The organism is Culturomica sp. (assembly GCF_003524185.1).
Classification (GTDB): domain Bacteria; phylum Bacteroidota; class Bacteroidia; order Bacteroidales; family Marinifilaceae; genus Culturomica; species Culturomica massiliensis.
In genome coordinates this window covers 24,457-47,686 of sequence record NZ_DOED01000013.1, presented here as the reverse complement: position 1 = coordinate 47,686, position 23,230 = coordinate 24,457, and the positions used below count along the sequence as shown (strand labels likewise).

At 39.3% G+C, this 23,230-nt stretch carries 19 protein-coding genes; all 19 read left to right on the top strand.

Annotated features, from left to right (window positions below):
• Window positions 1-97: 97 nt before the first annotated feature.
• Window positions 98-1,156, top strand: a complete 1,059-nt coding sequence (locus tag DD657_RS05425) for an NAD-dependent epimerase (protein WP_287048887.1) — start codon at window positions 98-100, stop codon at window positions 1,154-1,156.
• Between the two features lies 1 nt (window position 1,157).
• The gene (locus tag DD657_RS05420; protein ID WP_287048885.1) at window positions 1,158-2,468 is read left to right on the top strand and encodes a UDP-glucose dehydrogenase family protein; all 1,311 of its coding nucleotides are present in this window, start codon (window positions 1,158-1,160) and stop codon (window positions 2,466-2,468) included.
• Window positions 2,469-2,498: 30 nt separating this feature from the next.
• Window positions 2,499-3,668, top strand: a complete 1,170-nt coding sequence (locus tag DD657_RS05415; RefSeq protein WP_287048884.1) for a glycosyltransferase — start codon at window positions 2,499-2,501, stop codon at window positions 3,666-3,668.
• Entirely contained in the window at window positions 3,647-5,071 is a 1,425-nt protein-coding gene (locus DD657_RS05410) for a lipopolysaccharide biosynthesis protein (protein WP_287048881.1), read from the top strand. Before DD657_RS05415 ends, DD657_RS05410 begins: the two co-directional genes overlap by 22 nt.
• Before the next feature lie 8 nt (window positions 5,072-5,079).
• Window positions 5,080-6,117, top strand: a complete 1,038-nt coding sequence (locus DD657_RS05405) for a glycosyltransferase (RefSeq protein ID WP_287048879.1) — start codon at window positions 5,080-5,082, stop codon at window positions 6,115-6,117.
• Between the two features lie 34 nt (window positions 6,118-6,151).
• Window positions 6,152-7,303: a LegC family aminotransferase gene (locus DD657_RS05400; RefSeq protein ID WP_287048878.1), complete on the top strand. Its 1,152-nt coding sequence runs from the start codon at window positions 6,152-6,154 to the stop codon at window positions 7,301-7,303.
• A gap of 65 nt (window positions 7,304-7,368) precedes the next feature.
• Complete coding sequence (locus DD657_RS05395) at window positions 7,369-8,496, top strand: nucleotidyltransferase family protein (RefSeq protein WP_287048877.1); 1,128 nt, start codon at window positions 7,369-7,371, stop codon at window positions 8,494-8,496.
• Entirely contained in the window at window positions 8,489-9,631 is a 1,143-nt protein-coding gene (locus DD657_RS05390) for a hypothetical protein (protein WP_287048875.1), read from the top strand. Before DD657_RS05395 ends, DD657_RS05390 begins: the two co-directional genes overlap by 8 nt.
• 463 nt (window positions 9,632-10,094) lie before the next feature.
• A complete protein-coding gene (locus tag DD657_RS05385; protein WP_287048873.1) occupies window positions 10,095-10,901 on the top strand; it encodes a hypothetical protein in 807 nt (268 codons plus the stop codon).
• The gene (locus tag DD657_RS05380; protein WP_287048871.1) at window positions 10,894-12,105 is read left to right on the top strand and encodes a glycosyltransferase family 2 protein; all 1,212 of its coding nucleotides are present in this window, start codon (window positions 10,894-10,896) and stop codon (window positions 12,103-12,105) included. The genes DD657_RS05385 and DD657_RS05380 overlap by 8 nt, the downstream gene beginning before the upstream one ends.
• Window positions 12,106-12,170: 65 nt before the next feature.
• Window positions 12,171-13,184, top strand: coding sequence for a polysaccharide biosynthesis protein (locus DD657_RS05375; RefSeq protein WP_287048869.1), 1,014 nt, complete (start codon window positions 12,171-12,173; stop codon window positions 13,182-13,184).
• Between the two features lie 71 nt (window positions 13,185-13,255).
• Window positions 13,256-14,395, top strand: a complete 1,140-nt coding sequence (locus DD657_RS05370) for a polysaccharide biosynthesis C-terminal domain-containing protein (protein ID WP_287048868.1) — start codon at window positions 13,256-13,258, stop codon at window positions 14,393-14,395.
• 94 nt (window positions 14,396-14,489) lie between these two features.
• Entirely contained in the window at window positions 14,490-15,257 is a 768-nt protein-coding gene (locus DD657_RS05365) for a glycosyltransferase family 2 protein (RefSeq protein ID WP_287048867.1), read from the top strand.
• Entirely contained in the window at window positions 15,254-16,231 is a 978-nt protein-coding gene (locus DD657_RS05360; protein WP_287048866.1) for an NAD-dependent epimerase/dehydratase family protein, read from the top strand. The genes DD657_RS05365 and DD657_RS05360 overlap by 4 nt, the downstream gene beginning before the upstream one ends.
• A gap of 73 nt (window positions 16,232-16,304) precedes the next feature.
• Window positions 16,305-17,258, top strand: coding sequence for an MraY family glycosyltransferase (locus tag DD657_RS05355; protein WP_287048934.1), 954 nt, complete (start codon window positions 16,305-16,307; stop codon window positions 17,256-17,258).
• Window positions 17,259-17,439: 181 nt separating this feature from the next.
• Window positions 17,440-17,835, top strand: a complete 396-nt coding sequence (locus DD657_RS05350) for a WbuC family cupin fold metalloprotein (RefSeq protein WP_118774145.1) — start codon at window positions 17,440-17,442, stop codon at window positions 17,833-17,835.
• 138 nt (window positions 17,836-17,973) lie between these two features.
• On the top strand, window positions 17,974-19,047 hold the full coding sequence (gene gmd, locus DD657_RS05345) for a GDP-mannose 4,6-dehydratase (protein WP_118774144.1): 1,074 nt from the start codon (window positions 17,974-17,976) through the stop codon (window positions 19,045-19,047).
• 67 nt (window positions 19,048-19,114) lie between these two features.
• A complete protein-coding gene (locus tag DD657_RS05340) occupies window positions 19,115-20,197 on the top strand; it encodes a GDP-L-fucose synthase family protein (protein WP_068689929.1) in 1,083 nt (360 codons plus the stop codon).
• 88 nt (window positions 20,198-20,285) lie between these two features.
• Window positions 20,286-23,138, top strand: a complete 2,853-nt coding sequence (locus DD657_RS05335) for a bifunctional fucokinase/fucose-1-phosphate guanylyltransferase (RefSeq protein WP_287048864.1) — start codon at window positions 20,286-20,288, stop codon at window positions 23,136-23,138.
• Window positions 23,139-23,230: the final 92 nt, after the last annotated feature.

Sequence of the window (23,230 nt, the reverse complement as noted above, 5' to 3'; positions counted from 1 at the left end):
TTGTTCAACATGAATGATACATTACAATACTTTTGGTATCTGTACACAAAAGACTACGAAAATATTAAATAAGTCAACGGACTTTCTCTCTTAGAAAATGAAAATATTAGTTACCGGAGCGGCAGGTTTTATAGGATGTTCTGTAGTTCAGGCTTTATCCCGGAAAGGGAATGAGGTAGTTGGATTAGATAATATCAATGACTATTATGATACAACACTGAAATATGCCCGTCTGGAGAATTGCGGCATAAAAAAAGACTCAATTGCATGGTACAAATTTATCCAAAGTGAAAAATATCCTCACTATCGTTTTATACGGATGCACATTGAGGATAAACAGGCAATGCAAATGTTATTTGCCAATGAAAACTTTGATGTTGTTTGTCATTTAGCTGCCCAGGCGGGAGTCAGGTATTCCATAGAAAATCCGGAAGCTTACATCCATTCTAATATTGAGGGATTTCTCCACATTATCGAAGGATGCCGGAATAATGCAATAAAACATTTAGTTTACGCAAGTTCCAGCAGTGTCTACGGATTAAATGGAAATGTTCCTTTTTCAGAAAAAGCGGGAATTGCTCATCCGACCAGTTTGTATGCAGCAACTAAAAAAGCAAATGAGCTTATGGCTCATGTCTATAGTCATCTTTATTCAATTCCGTCGACCGGTTTACGCTTTTTTACCGTATACGGTCCCTGGGGAAGACCCGATATGAGTCCCTTCTTATTTACAGATGCCATTTTAAGCGGACGTCCGATTAAAGTATTCAATAATGGCAATATGTTACGTGATTTCACGTATATCGATGATATTACAGAAGGTGTAGTACGAATTATAGAGCATATTCCGGCACCCGATCCATCCTGGGATGCCACTCGGCCTGATCCGTCCTCTTCTAACTGTGCCTATCGGATTTACAACATAGGTCATTCAGAACCCGTCCCTTTGATGGATTTCATTGAAGCTATTGAAAAAAATTGTGGAAAAAAAGCAGAAAAGAAGTTTTTACCCATGCAAGCCGGAGATGTCTTCCAGACCCACGCCGATACCACAGCCTTACAAGAGGAAATACATTTCAAACCTTCAACAAGTTTAAATGACGGGATCCGGGAATACGTAAATTGGTTTAAAAAATTTTATAATATCAACGAATAATATGAAAATTGCAATAATCGGTACTGGCTATGTCGGCTTAGTTACAGGAACCTGTTTTTCAGAAATGGGTATAGATGTTACCTGTGTAGATGTCAATGAAGAAAAAATCAAAAATTTGAAAGCGGGTGTTATTCCGATCTATGAACCGGGACTGGAAGAAATGGTATTACGTAACTATCATGCCGAACGGCTGAAATTTACAACTGACCTAACGTCTTGTCTGGACGAAGTTGAAGTTGTTTTCAGTGCAGTAGGAACTCCTCCGGATGAAGACGGTAGTGCTGATTTGAAATATGTGCTGGAAGTTGCAAGAACAATCGGTCAAAATATAAATCACTATGTATTGGTTGTCACCAAAAGTACGGTACCTGTCGGTACGGCTCAGAAAGTTAAAGCAACAATACAGGAAGAATTGAACAAACGAAATCTGAATATACCATTCGATGTGGCTTCAAATCCTGAATTCTTAAAAGAGGGGAATGCTGTAGAAGATTTTATGAAGCCGGACAGAGTGGTAGTTGGTGTGGAATCAGATCAGGCCAAAGAAGTGATGGAACGGCTTTACAAACCGTTTATGATGAACAATTATCGTCTGATTTTCACAGATATACCTTCTGCCGAAATGATCAAATATGCTGCAAATTCGATGCTAGCTACCCGTATTAGTTTTATGAATGATATTGCTAATCTGTGTGAATTGGTAGGAGCTGACGTGAATATGGTACGCAAAGGTATAGGCTCAGACAGTCGTATCGGCAGTAAATTTTTGTATCCCGGATGCGGTTACGGAGGAAGTTGTTTTCCCAAAGATGTAAAAGCACTGATAAAAACGGCAGAAAAAAACGGTTACGAGATGAAAGTACTCAAAGCTGTGGAAGACGTCAATGAAAAGCAAAAAAGTATACTGTTTGAGAAGCTGAACAAAATTTTCCAGGGAGACTTAAAAAATAAAAAAATAGCTTTATGGGGCTTGGCTTTTAAACCGGAAACAGACGATATGCGGGAAGCTACAGCCCTGGTGCTCATTAAACATTTACTGGAAAGCGGGGCTGAAGTCGTTGCTTATGACCCGATCGCTATTCCGGAATGTAAACGCCGCATCGGCGATTGTATTTCCTATACCCAGGATATGTATGAAGCCGTACTGGATGCAGATGCCTTATTACTTGTTACAGAATGGAAAGAATTCCGGATTCCGAGCTGGGGAGTAATAAAAAAGGCCATGAAACAACATATCATTATCGACGGACGCAATATTTATGACCGGAAAGAAATGGAAAAAAACGGCTTTCTGTATAAATGCATCGGATAAACGGGGAAGAAAATTAATTCCATTACAGGAATGAAGAAAATAATGATCATAGGTAAATTACCTTGTAATTCTGATCTGGGACAGGCAGAAATTATCCGTACAAGGTTTATTATCCGTGGGCTGGAAGAAAAAGGTCACCAGTTATCCGTATTCTCTTATTACATTGATAAAAATACTCCTGCCGGAAAGCATGAAGACTGCAAAACGGTCAGTTACATGCTATCATACCGGAGAAAATTACGATTTCTGAACCCTATTGTCTATACATTCCTGTTTTTCAAAACCGTCTTATCGCAGGCAGCTCATTACGATTGTATCTTGTGCGACAAATTACCCCATTACTATGTCCTGCCTTTTTTATTGGCCGTTAAATTGAGAAGGAAAAAATATATCATACAATACAATGAATTTTTAAAAGGGACCTCTATACTGGATACTTTTAAAAAGAAAGTGTATTTCAACATTGGGAAATTTTTTGACTTACTGATATTGAAATCAGCCTCAGTATTAATTGTGATTTCATCCGAACACCGGAAATATTATCAAAAATATACCTCCTCTAAGTGTAAACATGTCGTAATTTCCATGCTGATGGAAATTGCACCCGGAACAAAAGAGCCTGAAAAGAAACCAAAAGATACAGAGTTAGTTGTAGGATATGCAGGGACATTGAATAAAAGTAACGGAGTCGAACTATTATTATCCGCTGTTTCTGAAGCTATAAAACAAAATCAGAAAGTCCGTTTAACAATGTTCGGTCCGGCCCGTCAGAATTACCGGAATCATTTGAATGACTGTATAAAAAAAGCGGGGTTGGAAAATAAAATTACGATTCTGAATCCTTTAGGAAACAAAGAAGCTATTGCTTTTATACAAGATCACATTGACATTCTCGTGATCCCCAAGCTGAATGACGATAGAGCAAGAGGATATATTCCCTCCAAACTGGGTGATTACCTTTATTCCGGAAAGCCCCTTATCGTCACTGATGTCGGCGAAATGAATCAATATATACAACATCAGAAAAATGGTTTTATTGTATCGTCTGAAAGCCCGGAACCATTGACCAGAATCATAAGCTTTATCTGCGAAAACTATGAAATCAGTCAAAAAATCGGTTTAGAGGGACGTTTGTCAGCCTGTCAATTCGATTACAAAAAACAGATTACTCCCCTATCATGCCTAATCGATTCTCTGTAAGCATCCGAAGCAATCTGATCAAATCGTTCCTGATTTACGGCCTGGCATCAGCATGCAGTAAATTTATATCTGTATTACTTTTACCGATATATACGACGATTTTCTCCGTAGAGGAATATGGAGAAATTGATCTGATCCAGTCTGTCATACTGATTATCACCATATTTGGTATACTACAACTGGAAACTTCGTTACAAAGGTATTATTACGAATTTGAGGGCAAAGAACGGAAAAAAATGATTTCGACCATTCTGTGGAGCGTCACACTGCTTTCCGCTCTGCTGGTCGTTGTATTTTGTCTGTTTGCCGGCTGGATTTCTGTTTTATTATTCCGCACTGACCATTTCCGCGATCTGCTTATACTGTCGTCTTTTCTTATCCTTTTCACAAACATGACGACTATTTTTTTCATAATCATACGATATATGAAAAAACCGGTTCTTTTTGCCGTCCTGACTTTAACACAGATTTTTATATCAATCGGGAGCACTCTGATATTGGTCCTGGTATTCGACAAAGGTATTTCCGGCGTTTTCATGGGACAAATAACAGGCTTTGGCATTGTACTTCTGCTTCAGTTGTTTTTGTTAAAAAATGAATATAGCTGGCAAATAAACAAACCGATATTAAAATCAGCTTTTTCTTTTGCCATACCTCAGTTTCCTGCCCGTTTGGGAAGTGTCTGTAACAGCTATGTTAACCGTTTTTTCATGCTGGGATATCTTTCAACTTTTGCCATAGGGATTTATTCGGTTTCATTGAAATTCGCATCAATCATGACACTGATTGACAGCGCCTTTGTTATGGCATGGTATCCTTTTATGTACGATAGTCTGAAATCACCTCAGCACAAGGAGCTTTTCAGGAAAATTTTTAAATACGCCTGTTTAGCGGTTTTTTCTTTAGTCGTAATAATCAGTTTCTTTGCAGACGACGTACTCAGGTTATTTATAAAAAATCAGGACTATTATGAAGCTTCAAAATATATAGGCTGGCTGACGCTTTACCAAAGTCTGTTTATACTGAAAGAAATTATTGATATCGGTCCCATTATTACCAAAAAAACGGTTTACGTCACATATAGTTATCTGATCGCTTCAGGATTTAATTTGGTCTTTCTTTATCTGTCAATGCAGGTAGGAGGACTACCGGAAATGGTGTCGGCCATGGTCCTGACCAATATTATTTTACTCAGTTCGGCCTGGTATTTTTCTCATCGTCTCTATCCGGTAAATTATAATGTGCGGCTTTTTATCGTTTCTTTCCTCATATGTTGCGCATTACTGACAGCATTTCACTATATAGAATTACTTCTTCTACAGAAAATAATCATTCTATTGGTTCTCCTAACCTTCGGATGGTTTACCAGAAAAAGATGGTGGCAGGCGTTATCCTCTAATTAATTATTTCCATGAACCGGCAGCCTTTGCTTAGTGTGTTAATGTGCGTATATAATGAACTTCCGCAGCATCTGGAAGAAGCGATAGACAGTATTCTGTCGCAAACTTATACTCATTTCGAATTTATCATTATCCACGATAATCCGAAAGAACAGCTACTGGATGGAATAATACACCAAAAAGCCGCAACCGACAACCGGATCCGTTATTACCGAAACCCGGAAAATATCGGTCTGACCCGCTCATTAAACTTCGGGTTATCGAAAGCTTCCGGAGAATTTATTGCCCGAATGGATGCCGACGATATTTCTCTTCCCGACCGTTTTGCAAAACAAATCGCATTCCTGCAAGCAAAACACGATATAGCCGTGGTAGGAAGCTGGGCTTATATCATAAACAGTGACGGAAAAAATATCGGTAAATTAACGAGAGCCCGGGAACCTGAAACTTTAAACAGTTTGTTATTTTTCGAAAGTCCGTTATTTCATCCATCGGTAATGATGAGAAAGCACATTAGCGACAAACCGGTTGTTTACGATTCAAATTACAGATATTCACAAGATTACGAACTCTGGACCAGACTATCGGATTCCTGTCGTTTTTCCAATATTCCCTGTTTTCTGATTTGTTATAGATATTCAGATGATCAGATTTCTTCACATCATCTGGAAGAACAACAAAAAATAGCTTTCAGCATTCAGATCAGGCAGTTGGAAAAATACAAAATTTTCCTCTCCGATACCGAAAAAGAAATGTTCCGTCTTTTAACTCGTAAAGTGCAAAACCCGGAACTGTTTTCACCTGTTGAAATTAAAAAATTTTTATGTCATCTTATTGCTGGCCTGAAGATAAATGATAAAATTAATACGGGCATAATAACCAGACATCTGATTCATTTGTACGCAACCTATCTGACACGGCATTACTATCTGTGGCGGGCTTTTTACGAATTACTGAAATTTCAGTTGAGTGTCGGAAAAATACATCCATACGCCACAGCCTCTTTAATAAAAAACAACAAACTATGGCATGTCTGTTCAAATGAATGAACAAACAAGGCTCCTGAACAATAAAAAATTGAATATGTACGGGAAAATTACAAATTTTATAAAAGAACTCTATCCACACCAGGAGTTCGTTCCACTGCATGCACCTTGTTTCAGCGGTAATGAAAAAAAATACCTGAATGATTGTATAGACTCTACCTATGTATCCAGTGTCGGCCAATATGTAGATCGTTTTGAAGAACAGATTGCCGCCTATACCAAAGCCGCTAAGGCTGTCGTCTGTGTCAACGGAACCAATGCACTTCACATGTCACTTTTATTAGCAGGAGTTGAGAAAGACGACGAAGTTATCACACAGGCACTGACTTTTATAGCTACTTGTAATGCCATTCATTATATCGGGGCTCATCCGGTTTTCATAGATGTAGACAAAGACACCATGGGACTTTCTCCCCATGCACTCAAAGAATGGCTTGTACATCATGCAGAAGTGAAAGGTGGAATTTGCTATAACAAACGAAGCCAACGTAAAATAAAGGCATGTGTTCCGATGCATACCTTCGGTCATCCTGTGCATCTGAATGAATTACTGGAAGTATGCAGGGAATACGCTATCGAACTGGTTGAAGATGCCGCCGAAAGTATCGGAAGTCTTTACAAAGGTCAGCACACAGGTACTTTTGGTAAAATCGGGGTCCTGAGTTTTAATGGAAACAAGACAATCACAACCGGAGGTGGAGGCATGCTCCTGTTTATGGACGAAGAACTTGCAAAACAGGCAAAGCACCTGACGACACAGGCAAAAGTACCCCACCGCTGGGAATTTATCCATGATGAAATCGGATACAACTATCGCATGCCCAATATCAATGCAGCTTTAGGATGTGCACAACTGGAAAATCTGGATAAATATATAGCTAACAAACGGGAAACAGCCCTGCAATACCAGGAATTTTTTAAGCATATTCCCGACATCCATTTTTTCAGCGAACCCGAGGGATGCCGTTCTAACTACTGGCTGAATGCCGTTTTGCTAAAAGACAAGTCTGCCCGGGAAGATTTCTTGCAATACACCAATGATCATAGAGTTATGACCCGTCCGGTCTGGGGGCTGATGAATAAATCAGACATGTTTAAAAATGCAGAAACAGATGCTTTGGTCAATACCCAATGGTTTGAAGAAAGAGTGGTCAACATACCCAGCAGTGTAAGAACAGCCCTTTTGTAACTGCAATTTTTATACGTTTCAATTTTGGTGAATTTTTAGTTTTCCTGCTTTAGATTTTATAAACCTTGTCAGCCAGGATAAAAGTGGGTGTTTCCGTTTTGCTGACAATTGATTATATCCAAATGACATCTTATCTGAATAGAATATCCGGTCGTATTGTTCATCCGGAAACCACACTCATCCAGTGTTTAAAAACCATGGATGACGAGAAAACAAAGTTATTATTTGTATTTAATGATAAGGATTCCTTCATCGGTTTACTGACAATAGGTGATATTCAGCGCGCCATTATCCGGAATATTTCACTTACGGCACAAATAGAAACCATTCTGGATACAGACAAAATTTTCGGTAAAGAAAATGAATCCCTGGAAACATTAAAAAACACCATGATCCGTGAGCGATTGGAATGCCTGCCCATTTTAAAGTCAAACGGGGAAATGACAGATGTGCTGTTCTGGGAAGATGTATTTCCAGACAAAGAGATCCAGGTAAGGGATAAAATTAATCTTCCCGTCGTAATTATGGCAGGCGGAGAAGGAACCCGTCTCCGCCCCCTGACACATATATTGCCCAAACCTCTGATCCCCATCGGTGAAAAAACAATCATGGAGGTTATCATGGAACAATTTCAATCTATCGGATGTTCTAAATTTTATGTGTCGGTAAATTATAAAGCAGAATTAATCGAATATTATCTATCCCATAATATTCCTTCTTTCGATATTTCTTTTTTTAAAGAAAACCGGCCTTTAGGAACCATTGGCAGTGTATCGCTGTTAAAAGGCAAAATAGATACTCCTTTTTTTGTCACCAATTGTGACATTATGGTCGATCAGGATTTTCGGGATGTTTATGAATATCATGTAAATAACCACAACGATATCACCATTGTCGCTGCCATCAAAAGCTATCAGATTCCTTATGGTGTAATTGAGACGGCAGATAACGGAATTCTGATGCAACTGACAGAAAAACCCAAAATGAATTTGATGGTGAATACCGGAGTCTACGTACTGAATCCGGAATTAATTGCAGAAATTCCTTCCGACTGTATGTTCCACATGACCGATTTAATGGAAAAAATCAGAAAACGCGGAGGACAAATCGGGTGTTTTCCCGTCAGTGAAAAATCCTGGAAAGATATCGGCGAATGGGACGAATACTTAAAGACAATACGTCTGCATGAATAGAAAAATTCTAATGGTGGGAGAAATAGGCCACCAACATTTGAAAGTATTTACTTCCTATCTGAAACAAGCTTCAGATTACAGGATATATGGATTTGACTTAGCCCCTGAAAAAAGTCGGCAACAGGATCTCGACAGGTTCTATGAGCAGCATTTTTCTTTTAACAGGTGTAATTTCCGTTTTCCTCTGATCCGGGCATTTATTAATTATCTACGTTGCATTTGGGCTTTCAGGCGTCTGAAAAAAGAGGAATGTATCGTACAATTTCATTTCATTTCCCGTTATACCCTTCCCTTACAACTGATTTCCAAATTAAAAGGGTATAAAATTTCATCTTTTGTATATGGCAGTGACTACATGAGAAGCGGAAAAATAAAAAAATACTATTTATCTTTTGTCTTCCGCTTGTCTGATTCCATTGTTTGCGATTCCCTGCACATGAAAAAACAAATGATAAATGACTACCCGTTTATCAAAACGAAAACCGACAAACTGAATTTCGGGTCTCAGATTATCGACTGTTTATATGAAGCAAAACAAAATCCGGAAAAAGCCCGGGAAAAAATCCATGTTCCATCTTCTGTCAAATATGTCGTCATGTGCGGTTATAATGCTTCTGCCGGCCAGAACCACAAAGAGATCATCCGCCTAATTCCTTCATTCGGTAAAGACATTTTATGGATATTTCCTATGACTTATAACGGAAACGGGGATTATATCAGAGAGATGGAAAATCTTCTTCGGGAAACACAATGTAATTACCGTTTGTTGACAGATTTTATCCCCGATTCCGATTGGACTGATCTCATTACAGCCACCGACATTTTTATTCATATACAAATTTCAGATGCTTTTTCCAGTTCTCTGGCCGAGCATCTTTTAGCTGGCAATGTTGTTATCAACGGGGAATGGTTAAAATACGATGAACTGGAAGAAGAAAATATATTCTATCTGCCAACTTCGTTAGAAAAATTAAAATTCAATATACACTATTCGATTGAAAATTATGCCTCTTTACACGCTCTTTGCTCATCAAACAAAGAGAAAATCCGTCAACTTAAAAGCTGGAAAGTAAATATAGCCAAGTGGGTAAATTATTTCGGAAAATTAGAAAAGCATGAGAAATCTACCTTTTAAGGCATATTTCTGGGGAATTATTTTGCTGAACATGTACATCTACAACATCAGCTTTTCTTTTCTTCCCCTTACTTGCAGAAAGATTCTGACACTTTTCGGAATTTTTGTTTTCATTTTAAAATGGCAACATACACAGTATTACAAACAGGGAATTAAAAAAACATCCCAGCTTTTATTCCTGTTTTTTTTACTTATAGCCTTTTCGTTAATTGCAGGAATTTTCAATGGGAACATGGATACTTTTTTTATTTCCACAACCATCTCCTTCATTTCCAACTTTTTTGCAGCTTATTTTGTTCTCTATTCTTTACATTTCCTTTACGGAACTCCATACCATACAGAAAAATTCCTACTTCTGATAGTTCTGACAATCCTCTCCAATAATCTTTTGGCTTTTTCAGCCAGTTTAATCCCAGCCGTATTCAATTTTCTATCCAGTATACAAAATGTAAATTCAGAAACATTGGACTTAGTCACGGATTCAAGCGGTTCCCTGATGCGTTTGTTCGGATTAGGGGAAAATACTTTTTTCAACGGAGGGGCTTACTCATGCTTGGGATTATTATTATCAACTTATTTGCTGTTTCAGAGCAAACAAATAATAAGTAAATATATTTATCTTCTCATCTTTATACTGATACTAGTCACCGGAACTCTGATTGCCCGTACAACTCTGGTCGGATTTCTGCTGAGTATATTGTTCATCATTTATCTTTCAGGAAAAAAAATCCGCATTTTATTCAAACATATCTTTATTTTTTTTTCCGCCATACCCCTGTTATTCGGTGCCTTTATTCTATTTCTGGAATATCTCAATCCCAAAATGCTGGAATGGGGTCTGGAACTTATAACCAATTATTTTGCAGGCGGGACAGCCGACAGCGCTTCTACCAATGAAATGTTCGATATGTGGCGAGTTTTTCCCGAACACATTTCAACTTATATCATTGGTGACGGACAATTTACTTTACCCGACGGAAGTTATTACATGCATGTAGACATCGGCGTACTCCGGATTTTGTACTTTATAGGAATACCAGGACTGATCCTCCTTTTTACGATCGTCTACAAACTGGTCTTTCCACACAAATTAAGCGGAAACACCTGGAAATTATCTCTTTTTATCTGGGGATGGGTCTTCACGATGAACCTGAAAGGATTCTTCTTCCCTCTAAGTTTCTGTCTCCTGTTATTCATATACTATTTATTCAACAACACAGAAAATAACCGATCTGATAAACATATCCCAATACAAATTCCTTATGAATAATAATCCGCAGTTTTTTCCTAATGTGGCCATCGTGGTTATCGGTTATAACCGTCTGGATTCTATCCAAAGACTGTTAAGTTCATTGCTTCAGGCCGATTACCCAAAGCAGGAAATTCCGTTAATTATCAGTATTGACAAGAGTCCGTCCGATAAAGTCAGCGAATATGCACAAAGTTTTGAATGGCCTTACGGAACTAAACATATTGTCAGGCATTCTCAGAATCTGGGATTACGTAAACATGTATTACAATGCGGAGACTTTCTCAAACAATATGAAGCAGTGATCATTCTGGAAGATGATCTGCTTGTATCTCCCCGATTTTATTATTTTGCCTGTCAAGCCGTTAATAAATACAGTAAGAATGAATGCATTGCCGGTATCAGTTTATACAGCTTTGCCATTAACTATCACACACGCAGTTTCTTTTTACCGGAACAGGACGGGAATGACGTATATTTTATGAACTGCGCCCAATCCTGGGGACAAGTCTGGTTACGCAAACCCTGGCAGGATTTCATCACTTGGTATAGCAAACATTCCGAAGAATTTACAGAATACCCCCATCTTCCATTGTCTATTTGCCATTGGCCTAAAAGTTCATGGCTGAAATACCATACCAAGTATTGTATTGAAAACAACAAATATTTTGTTTATCCACACATCTCCCTGACAACAAATTCCGATGATCCGGGCAGTCATTCATACGGAGGTTCGACTTTGTTTCAGGTTTCCTTACTTTACGGCAAAAAAGAACATTATCAACTCCCTGAACTCTCAGAGAGCAAGGTGTTCTATGACGGCTTTTTCGAAAGAAAATTCCTGGCGCCCTACCTGAACGTAAAGGAAGAAGAAGTGTGTATCGACTTTTATGGGATGAAAAATAACAGGGAAAATAAAAGATACTGGTTGACTACAAAAAAAATCAGACAAGCCAAAGTCATCAGAACTTTCGGACTGAAACTCCGGCCCTATGAAATGAACATTATTCAAAATATACCGGGAGAAGGTCTCACCTTGTATGATACCCTTTCTATGAAAAAAATCAAAAGCGGACCGATCCCGGCCTTTGTTTTAAAATACATGTATGGAATCGGTTCAATCGCTTTATTTCTTTACACATTCGGAATATGGAAATTGATTTATACTTCTTTTTCCGAATACTTCCACAGAATGAAAAAATGGGGATTCCGTAAAGTTTTTTAAGATATTCTACCCTATCAGACTATTATTTCAAGATTACTTCAATTAAAATATAAACAGCTACCGCTATGTTTAAAGACAAAATTTTATTGATTACCGGAGGGACAGGTTCTTTCGGTAATGCTGTATTACAGCGTTTTATAGATTCAGATATCAAAGAAATCCGGATTTTCAGCCGGGATGAAAAGAAACAGGATGATATGCGTCACCGGCTGCAAAATCCCAAGGTAAAATTTTACATAGGAGATGTCAGAGATAAACGTTCTGTGGACGGTGTAATGCAAGGTGTTGATTACATTTTTCATGCAGCTGCACTGAAACAGGTCCCTTCCTGCGAATTTTTCCCGATGCAGGCTGTCAGAACCAACGTTATCGGAACAGAAAATGTACTGGATTCGGCGATTCAGAATAAAGTAAAAAGAGTTGTCGTATTAAGTACAGACAAAGCATGCTATCCTATCAATGCCATGGGAATTTCTAAAGCCATGATGGAAAAAATAGCCATAGCCAAAGCCAGAGCAATGGCTCCAGATTCAGAAACAATCATCTGTTGTACCCGCTACGGTAATGTCATGTCCAGCAGAGGCTCTGTTATACCCTTGTTCTTAGAACAATTAAAAAACGGAAAAAATCTTACCGTTACAGACCCGAATATGACCCGTTTCATGATGACCCTGGATGAAGCCATTGATCTAGTATTATTCGCTTTCACCCAAGGACATAACGGAGACCTGTTCGTACAAAAAGCTCCAGCCGCTACTATTGACACCTTAGCCAAAGCAATTCTGGAACTTTCCCACTCAAATTCTAAAATCCAAATTATCGGTACCCGACACGGCGAAAAAGTCTATGAAACTTTAGTAACCCGCGAAGAGATGTCCCGGGCAGAAGATTTAGGCCATTATTTCAGAGTTCCTTGTGACAACCGGGATCTAAATTATGATAAATATCTGGCAATGGGCCAAGAAAAAATCACCACAATCGAAGACTATCATTCCCATAATACACATCGGTTAAATGTAGAAGAGATGAAACAACTTCTACTCAAAGTAGATATTGTACGTGAAGATTTCAGTTTATAATATTTATAACTTTTTCTTATTTCTCCATCTGACTTTAATCTACAAACTTTTCTCATACAATCAGAAATTCTATGATAAACATCGGAATTACCGGCCAGGCAGGCTTTGTCGGTACTTATCTGTATAATTTACTGGGTTTATATCCACAAGTTGTGAAACGTATTCCCTTCGAAGATGCTTTTTTTGAAGAAGAATCCCGATTACGTGCCTTTGTAAAGCAATGTGATGTAATTGTACACTTGGCAGCAATGAACCGGCATCCGGATCCTCGGATATTATATGAAACAAATATCCGTTTAGTCAAACAATTGATTAAAGCCATGGAAGAGGAAAATGTAACTCCGTATGTGTTATTTTCTTCTTCTACCCAAGAAGAACGGGATAATGAATACGGATGTTCAAAGCGGGAAGGCAGGGCTTTATTGGAAGAATGGGCAAAACAAAATCAAGCCTCTTTTACGGGTTTGATTGTTCCCAATGTATATGGTCCGTTTGGCCGGCCGAACTACAATTCATTTATTGCAACATTTTGTCATAAACTGACACATAATGAACAACCAGAAGTTCTGACAGACAGCAATGTAAAATTAATTTATGTCGGTTCATTATGCAATTATATTTATAAGAAAATACAAACCAGAATAAATGAAAATATTCCGGTAATTGAAAGGGATGTCGTACCTTATGATTTTGAAAAAAAAGTCACAGAGATTCTCAACCTGTTTCAAGACTATAAACGCCTCTATTTTGATCAAGGCTCAATTCCGGTTTTACGTGATCCTAATGAAGTGAATCTTTTCAACACTTTCCGTTGTTATATTGATTATTCCGGACATTTCCCTATAAAGTTGATACAACATAGCGATCCGCGCGGAGTATTTGTAGAAACGATTCGTTTGGGAATTGGCGGACAAGTTTCATTTTCAACAACGATCCCGGGTATTACACGTGGAAATCATTACCATACCCGTAAAATAGAACGCTTTACAGTCATTAAAGGAAAAGCCCGCATCCAACTACGAAAAATCGGCACGGAAGAGGTGTTGAATTTTGAACTGGACGGTTCAGAACCTGCCTATGTAGATATGCCTATCTGGTATACGCATAATATTACAAATATCGGAAAAGATGAATTGTATACCCAGTTCTGGATTAATGAATGGTATGATCCGGAAGATGGAGATACTTATTTTGAACCGATTAAAAAATAAAAAATACACTGATCCGGAAGGTTTATACAGCATTTGCCGGCCACTCAATCCCAAACGTACTAAATCCGAAATATTACCATAATTTCATACCTTAATGCTTATAAGTGTTATTACTCCAACCTATAACAGTGCACAAACACTTACCGATACGCTGAAGAGCGTTCTTTCTCAAACTTATCAGGACATAGAATATATTATTATTGACGGCGGATCGGATGAAAAAACCCCTGAAATTATCAAACAATACAAACCTTTATTCGGTAGTCGTTTACAGTGGTACAGAGAAAAAGACAAAGGGCTTTACGATGCAATGAACAAAGGTATCCGGATGGCAACAGGAGATGTTGTCGGTATTTTAAATTCAGACGATTTCTTTACCTCCAATGATGTACTTACACGAATTGCAGAAGAATTCGATAAAAATGAAATAGATGCCGTATATGGGGATATACATTTCGTAAATCCGGGAAATTTACAAAAGTGCGTACGTTATTACTCATCCTCCATCTTTCGTCCTGCATTATTTCGGTTCGGCTTTATGCCGGCCCACCCCTCTTTTTATGTCAAACGGGAATGCTATGAAAAATACGGCCTATATGCCCTGAACTACAAAATTGCAGCAGACTACGATTTATTAATCCGCTTCCTGTATGTGAACCGGATAAAATATAAGTATATAAAAATGGATTTTGTAACCATGCGAACAGGTGGCGTAAGTACGACTGGGATCAAAAGCCGGATTATTCTTAACCGGGAAATCGTAAAAGCTTGTCGAAAATATGGTATCTACACCAATCTCTTTTTCCTTACGTTCAAATATTTTTACAAAATTTTCGAATTAAGAAAAAAAATAATTATATGAATATTTTGATTACCGGAATTCATGGTTTTGTGGGTTCAAATTTAGTATTTTATTTACAAAAAATACATAAAATATATGGAGTCGATATCATATTTCCTGTAAAAGATGGGGTAGAAACTACATTCCAATGGAAAGATTTGGATAATCCGGAACAATTTTACACTTCTGAAGAAGTGGACAAAGTAAAGTTACTGAGACAGATCGACATAATTATTCATTTGGCAGGCAAAGCACATGACACTAAAAATGAGGCTCAGGCACAGGAATATTTCGATATCAACACGGGATTGACCAGGAAGGCTTTCGACTTTTTTCTGCAATCCAATGCAAAAAAATTTATTTTTTTCAGTTCCGTAAAAGCAGCTGCTGACTTTGTCGTAGGTGATGTACTGACAGAAGCGGTCATTCCGTGTCCTAAAGGCCCGTATGGTGAAAGTAAAATTGCTGCGGAAGATTATATCCTTTCCCAAAAAGAAAAATGGGAAAACCGGAAACAAGTATACATATTAAGACCCTGTATGATCCACGGGCCAGGGAATAAGGGCAACCTGAACCTATTGTATAATCTGGTGAAAAAAGGCTTGCCCTGGCCATTAGGCGATTTTGAAAACAGGCGGTCATTCACATCCATCGACAACCTTTGCTATATAATCGACGGATTGATTCAAAAAAATGTCATTTCCGGAATTTATCATATCGCGGACGACGAATCCCTATCTACCAATGAATTAATCGAAATCATGTGTAACGTGATGGGGAAAAAACCGCATATCTGGAAAGTCAATAAAGGGTTTATGACGGGATGCGCCCGATTGGGCAGTGTCATTCATCTGCCCTTAAATTTAGAAAGGCTTCAAAAACTGACCGAAAATTACGTAGTGTCGAATGCCAAAATAAAAGCAGCGTTGGAGATCGACCGGATGCCTGTACACGCCAGAGAAGGACTCGAAAAAACAATCCGGAGTTTCCAGTAATAAATAAAAAATTGAGGAATATTTAAAATTCCACAAAACATCCGCTCCAGTGCGTTATTTATCTCATTTTAGTATGTATTATCTGTTTATTTTTCTTCTGTTATTATGCGCAGAATTGATTTACTTCCGCATAGCAGATCGATTTAACATTATCGACAAACCGAGCGCAAGAGGATCACATACCCGGATCACCCTGCGGGGGGGCGGAATTGTTTTCTATTTCGGTGTATTATTGTATTCTTTTACCCACCATTTCGAATATCCTTGGTTTGTACTAGCGTTAACCCTGATCGCAGGTATCAGTTTTATCGACGATATACGATCGGTATCCCAAAAAGTCCGATTGATATTTCATTTTACAGCCATGCTGCTACTGTTTTACCAATGGGGTATCGCTTCACTCCCCTGGTGGTATATTCCTGTTGCGCTTATTGTATGTACGGGAATTATCAACGCCTATAATTTTATGGACGGAATAAACGGGATTACGGGAGGCTATAGTCTGGTTATATTAGGCTGTCTGACCTACATCAATGAATTTCGGATTACCTTTATCGAATCACAATTTCTATGGATCATATTACTTGCCGTAACCGTCTTCAATATTTTCAACTTCCGGAATAAGGCCAAATGTTTTGCCGGAGACATCGGTTCTGTGAGTATTGCTTTTATTATCCTGTTTTTATTGGGAAAATTGATTATTTTCACCCAGGATGCAAGTTATATCATACTATTAAGTGTCTATGGTGTCGACAGTATTCTTACAATCATTCATCGGCTGATCCTGCATGAAAATATAGGCCTTCCCCACCGCAAACACTTATACCAGTTAATGGCGAACGAATTAAAAATTCCGCATACGGCCGTTGCCGGATGTTATATGTTACTCCAGGTATGTATATTTGCAGGATACATTGTTTTTTATAACTACCGTTTTTGGTATTTAGGTGCAATCATTTTAATTTTATGCTGTGGTTATATAGGATTCATGAAAAAATATTTTCATCTCCATATAAATAAACCTTAGTTGTAGTTTACAAGTAAAAAATAATTCAGTCCGTAAATGACACACTGGGACGGACTCATTGTGTAATTTATGAATAAACCAAATGATGATTTTACTTATAAGTTTAAAATTCACATAGTGACTTATTGATAGTGTAACTTTATATCCCAATCGCAGATCAAACATAAAATACATTTATAAAATGGAAATCATCGAAGATCAATTACTCGATCAGGTAAGTAGAAAAGCTAAGGAGAACCAACGTCTGAGAATGAATTATAACTTTCATACTTCTCCGGAAGCCGGAGCACAACGTCTGTTAAATGCCCTGGAACCCGGAACCGAACTACCGATACACCGGCATACACATACGGCAGAAACTTATTTAGTAATAAGAGGCAAAATCAAAGTACTCCTTTATAACGATATGAAACAAATTACCGACACTGTCGTGCTTGATCCGTCACAGGGAAATTACGGTGTAAATATTCCCATAGGACAATGGCATACCTTGGAAGTATTAGCATCCGGGACTGTTATTTTTGAGGTCAAAGACGGTCCTTATACGCCTATTTCCGAAGAAAATATTTTAATATAGCGAAAATACCGATCCGTCATTATTGAAAAGCATACCAATTCTCAACGGTATGCTTTTTTTAATATCTTTATATTTCAAATATATTTACGATATTTGCAGGATAATATTAGACGAATATTTACGGAATCTAAACGATATATGAAAAAAACAGCGTTAATTACAGGAATTACGGGACAGGACGGATCGTTTTTGGCTGAATTCCTGATTGAGAAAGGATATGAAGTACATGGGATTATGAGACGGTCGTCGTCTTTCAATACGGCACGGATTGAACATTTATATCTGGATGAATGGGTACGGGATATGAAACAACAACGGTTGATCAATCTGCATTACGGCGACATGACAGACTCGAGTTCGTTAATACGGATTATTCAATTGGTACAACCCGATGAAATATACAACCTGGCAGCACAAAGTCATGTAAAAGTCAGTTTTGATGTACCGGAATACACCGCCGACTCCGACGCCGTAGGTACTTTACGTTTGCTGGAGGCCGTACGGATTCTTGGGCTGGAAAAAAAGACCCGGATATACCAGGCTTCGACTTCGGAATTATTCGGTTTGGTACAGGAAGTACCGCAAAAAGAAACCACCCCCTTTTATCCCCGTAGTCCTTATGGTGTTGCCAAACAATACGGTTTCTGGATTACTAAAAACTACCGGGAAGCTTACGGTATGTTTGCCGTAAACGGTATTCTTTTCAATCACGAAAGCGAACGCCGGGGCGAAACATTCGTTACCCGCAAAATTACCCTGGCAGCCAGCCGCATCGTACAAGGATTTCAGGATAAATTATACGTAGGAAATCTAAACTCTCTGCGTGACTGGGGATATGCCAAAGATTATGTGGAATGTATGTGGCTGATGCTGCAACACGAAACTCCGGAGGATTTTGTCATTGCAACAGGACAGATGCACTCCGTACGGGATTTCTGTACTCTGGCTTTTAAAGAAGCAGGTATAGAATTGGAATGGCAAGGAAACGGAATAGATGAAAAAGGAATAGACCGGAAAACAGGAAAAACACTGGTAGAAGTCGATCCGAAATATTTCCGGCCGACAGAAGTAGACCAATTGCTGGGAGATCCGACCAAAGCCAAAACCCTGTTAAAATGGAATCCGACTAAGACTTCTTTCGAAGAGTTAGTACATATCATGGTTGAGCATGATATGCGGTTTGTGAAAAAATTGTATAAAAAAGCAGAATAAGACGTAAGATTATTCGGATTTTTTCAAAAATAAACAGATATCTGATAATCCGGAGTAAATTATAATAATGGAAAAGACAAGTAAAATATACGTTGCCGGACATAAAGGACTGGTCGGTTCTGCTATATGGCAAAATTTACAGACGAAAGGTTATACAAATCTGATCGGGAAAAGCCATAAAGAGTTAGATTTACTGGACGGAGTTGCCGTACGGGAATTTTTCGACCGGGAGAAACCGGAATACGTATTTCTGGCAGCAGCATATGTCGGCGGCATTATGGCAAACAATATTTACCGGGCCGATTTTATCTACCGGAATCTGCAAATTCAGCAAAACATCATTGGAGAAAGTTTTCGGCATAAAGTTAAAAAACTCTTGTTTCTGGGCAGCACCTGCATTTATCCGCGGGATGCCGGACAACCGATGAAAGAAGAAGCTCTTCTCACATCACCCCTGGAATATACAAACGAACCTTACGCCATTGCGAAAATTGCAGGACTGAAGATGTGCGAAAGCTTCAATCTGCAATACGATACCAATTATATCGCCGTTATGCCGACCAATTTATACGGACCGAATGACAATTTCGACCTGGAACGAAGCCACGTATTACCGGCGATGATCCGGAAAATACATTTGGGGCGATACCTGCATGAAGAGAATTGGGAAGCGGTACGTTATGATCTGAATAAACGTCCCGTAGAAGGAGTCGATGGGAACGCTCCGCAAGAGACTATCTTAGCAATTCTGGCTAAATACGGTATTACAACGTCTGCCGTGGAACTGTGGGGAACCGGCAAGCCTCTGCGTGAATTCCTATGGAGTGAAGAAATGGCGGATGCCTGCGTATTTATTATGGAAAGAGTCGACTTTCAGGATCTCAAAGGCAATTCTCCGGAAATACGTAACTGCCACATCAATATCGGAACGGGTAAAGAATTGACGATTGCCGAACTGGCAAATCTGATTGTAAAAGAAGTTGGTTACAAAGGAACATTACGTTTCAACGCAGAAAAACCCGACGGAACAATGCGTAAGTTAACGGATGTCGGCAAACTGCATAAATTAGGATGGCACCATAAAATAGAAATCGGAGAAGGGATTAAAAAAATGTACGAATGGTATAAGAGCGAGAATTGTAAATTGTAGATTTTAGATTGCCACACGAATTAGCTCTTAAAAATTGACGATTGGATACAGGGAATATACCCGGGTGTGTTATGACAAATAAAGCAGGATGAAAAAATTGTTGTCGTTACCGGCAAATTTAGTCGGTTACTTTCACAAATTGCAAAACGCAGACCGGCAGGAATGGTTTTGTACTTCAGACCCAACCGATCATAAATTAGGTTCGGGAGGCGGGACAAGCTGGCTATTGGAAAAATGCAGGGAAAACGATGCACCTCATAAACCGTTTAACGATTGGCTGAAACAGGAAAAACGAATTCTCCTGCATGCCGGAGGCCAAAGCCGAAGACTTCCGGGATATGCCCCTTCAGGTAAGATTTTGACACCGATCCCGGTATTCCGTTGGGCAACGGGACAATGTTTCGACCAGAATTTATTGTCTTTGCAACTTCCCCTTTACGAAAAAATAATGGAAATTGCCCCGCAAGGTCTACATACCCTCATTGCCAGCGGGGATGTTTATATACGTAACAACGAACCTTTACAAGAGATTCCCCAAGCCGATGTCATCTGTTACGGATTATGGACTGATCCGTCCATAGCCACCAATCACGGGGTTTTCATAGCCTCCCGGGAAAATCCGGACGTACTGGACTATATGTTGCAAAAACCATCTGTAGAAGAACTAGGGCAACTTATGGCCACACATCTGTTCCTGATGGATATCGGGATTTGGATATTGAGTGATAAAGCGGTCGAATTACTGATAAAGCGGTCGCATAGCAGTAGCAATAAAGAATTCCGGTATTACGATCTATATTCGGATTTCGGTCTGACATTGGGAATGCATCCTAAAATCAACGATCCGGAACTAAATACACTGAGCGTAGCCATTCTACCCCTGCCGGGCGGAGAGTTTTACCATTACGGGACAAGCCGGGAACTGATATCATCGACGCTTGCGGTACAAAACCGGGTACACGACCAACGGATGATTGTACAACGCCATGTAAAACCTCATCCGGCCATGTTTGTACAAAATGCAGAGATCGAAATTCCGCTTACTGCCGACAACTCCAATCTCTGGATAGAAAACAGCCACCTCGGTAAAGGTTGGAAAATTCACAATCAACATCTGTTCACCGGTATACCGCGAAACGAATGGACCATAGAGATACCGGCAGGCGTATGTATCGATATCGTACCGATCGGAGAAAAAGCCTATGCCATTCGTCCCTATGGTTTTAATGACGCTTTTAAAGGTCCCCTGGACCATCCGTCAACCCTTTTTATGGGACATCCATTCAAACAATGGCTGGAAACAAGAAACTTAAGCTGGCCGACCAGTCTGTTGAACCCGGATACCGATATCCAATCTGCCGCTCTTTTTCCGGTATCTCATTCGATAGAAGAAGCCGAAGAGATACTCAAATGGATGATCCATACTCCCGGTTCAGACACAGGTAAAGCATTGTGGTTGAAATCCCGACGGCTTTCTGCCGATACTATTTCTGCCCAGGCGAATCTGATACGATTATTCGGGCAACGCAAAGAATTTCAAATTAAAAATTGGAGTTTTCTGGCTAAGAATTACGAAAAAAGTGTATTCTATCAACTGAATCTGATGGATGCTGCCCAAAAATTCGTAACCAATCACATCGATCTGCCGCACCCTCTCCCTTCCGGTTGTAACCGGATGACCCGGATACGTGATCACATGTTCAGAGCCAAGGTTTTACAATTATCCGGAAAAGAATTTTTACCGGAGGAAAACAAAGCTTTTGCACTACTTCGGGAAGGCCTGATCGAATCCGTACACTCTCAAAAATTATCTCCCGGCAGATCTGTATATGCAGATCAAATTGTATGGAGCCGCAGTCCGGTACGCATAGACCTGGCTGGAGGCTGGACAGATACCCCTCCCTATTGTCTGAATGAAGGCGGGCGGGTTGTCAACATTGCTATCGAATTAAACGGACAACCTCCCATACAAGTATATATAAAACCAAATCCGGCAAACCGAATCATCCTGCGTTCGATTGATTTGGGAGCTATGGAAGTCATTACGACTTATGAAGAACTACATCACTTTACTAAAGTAGGCTCTCCCTTTTCTATACCGAAAGCGGCTCTGGTCCTCAGTGGTTTTTCTCCGGACTTTTCAGACATAAGATACAGCAGTCTGGAAGAACAGTTACAAACGATAGGCGGAGGTCTGGAAATCACTCTACTCTCCGCAATTCCGGCCGGTTCCGGTTTAGGGACCTCTTCCGTTTTAGCAGCTACCATACTTGGGGCTTTATCGGATTTTTGCGGAATGGGATGGGATAAAAACGAAATCTGCCGCCGCACTCTTATTCTGGAGCAATTGCTTACCACCGGAGGAGGCTGGCAAGATCAGTTCGGTGGAGTATTGCAAGGTATAAAATGCATTGAGACGCAACAAGGATTTGAACAGAGCCCCAGCGTAAAATGGCTGCCGGATATGTTGTTTACCGAGCCGGAATATAAATCGTGTCATTTACTTTATTACACCGGTATTACCCGGACGGCCAAAAATATTCTGGCAGAAATTGTAAAGGGTATGTTCCTCAACGAAACAAAACATCTGCATCTGCTAAAAGAAATGAAAGAACATGCTGCAGATCTATCCGACGCTATTCAAAAAGGCTGTTTCCCAACTTTAGGAACACTCGTTAAAAAGACCTGGACCCAAAACAAGGCTTTGGACCGGGGAACGAATCCGGAAGCTATAGAAGCTCTGATCCGGCAAATCGACGATTATGCTTTAGGTTATAAACTACCGGGAGCCGGAGGTGGCGGATATTTGTATATGATAGCCAAAGACCCGGAAGCTGCCGTAAAAATTAAACGGACATTGACGCAAAACCCGCCGAATAAGTTAGCCCGGTTTGTAGAAATGACGTTATCGAAAAAAGGATTACAAATCAGCAGATCATAAGTTATCCGTATAAAACAGTTAATTTGAAGTATAAAATCTGAGAATTTAAAATTGGGAAACGGTTATAAATTCAATTTAAAATATACTATATC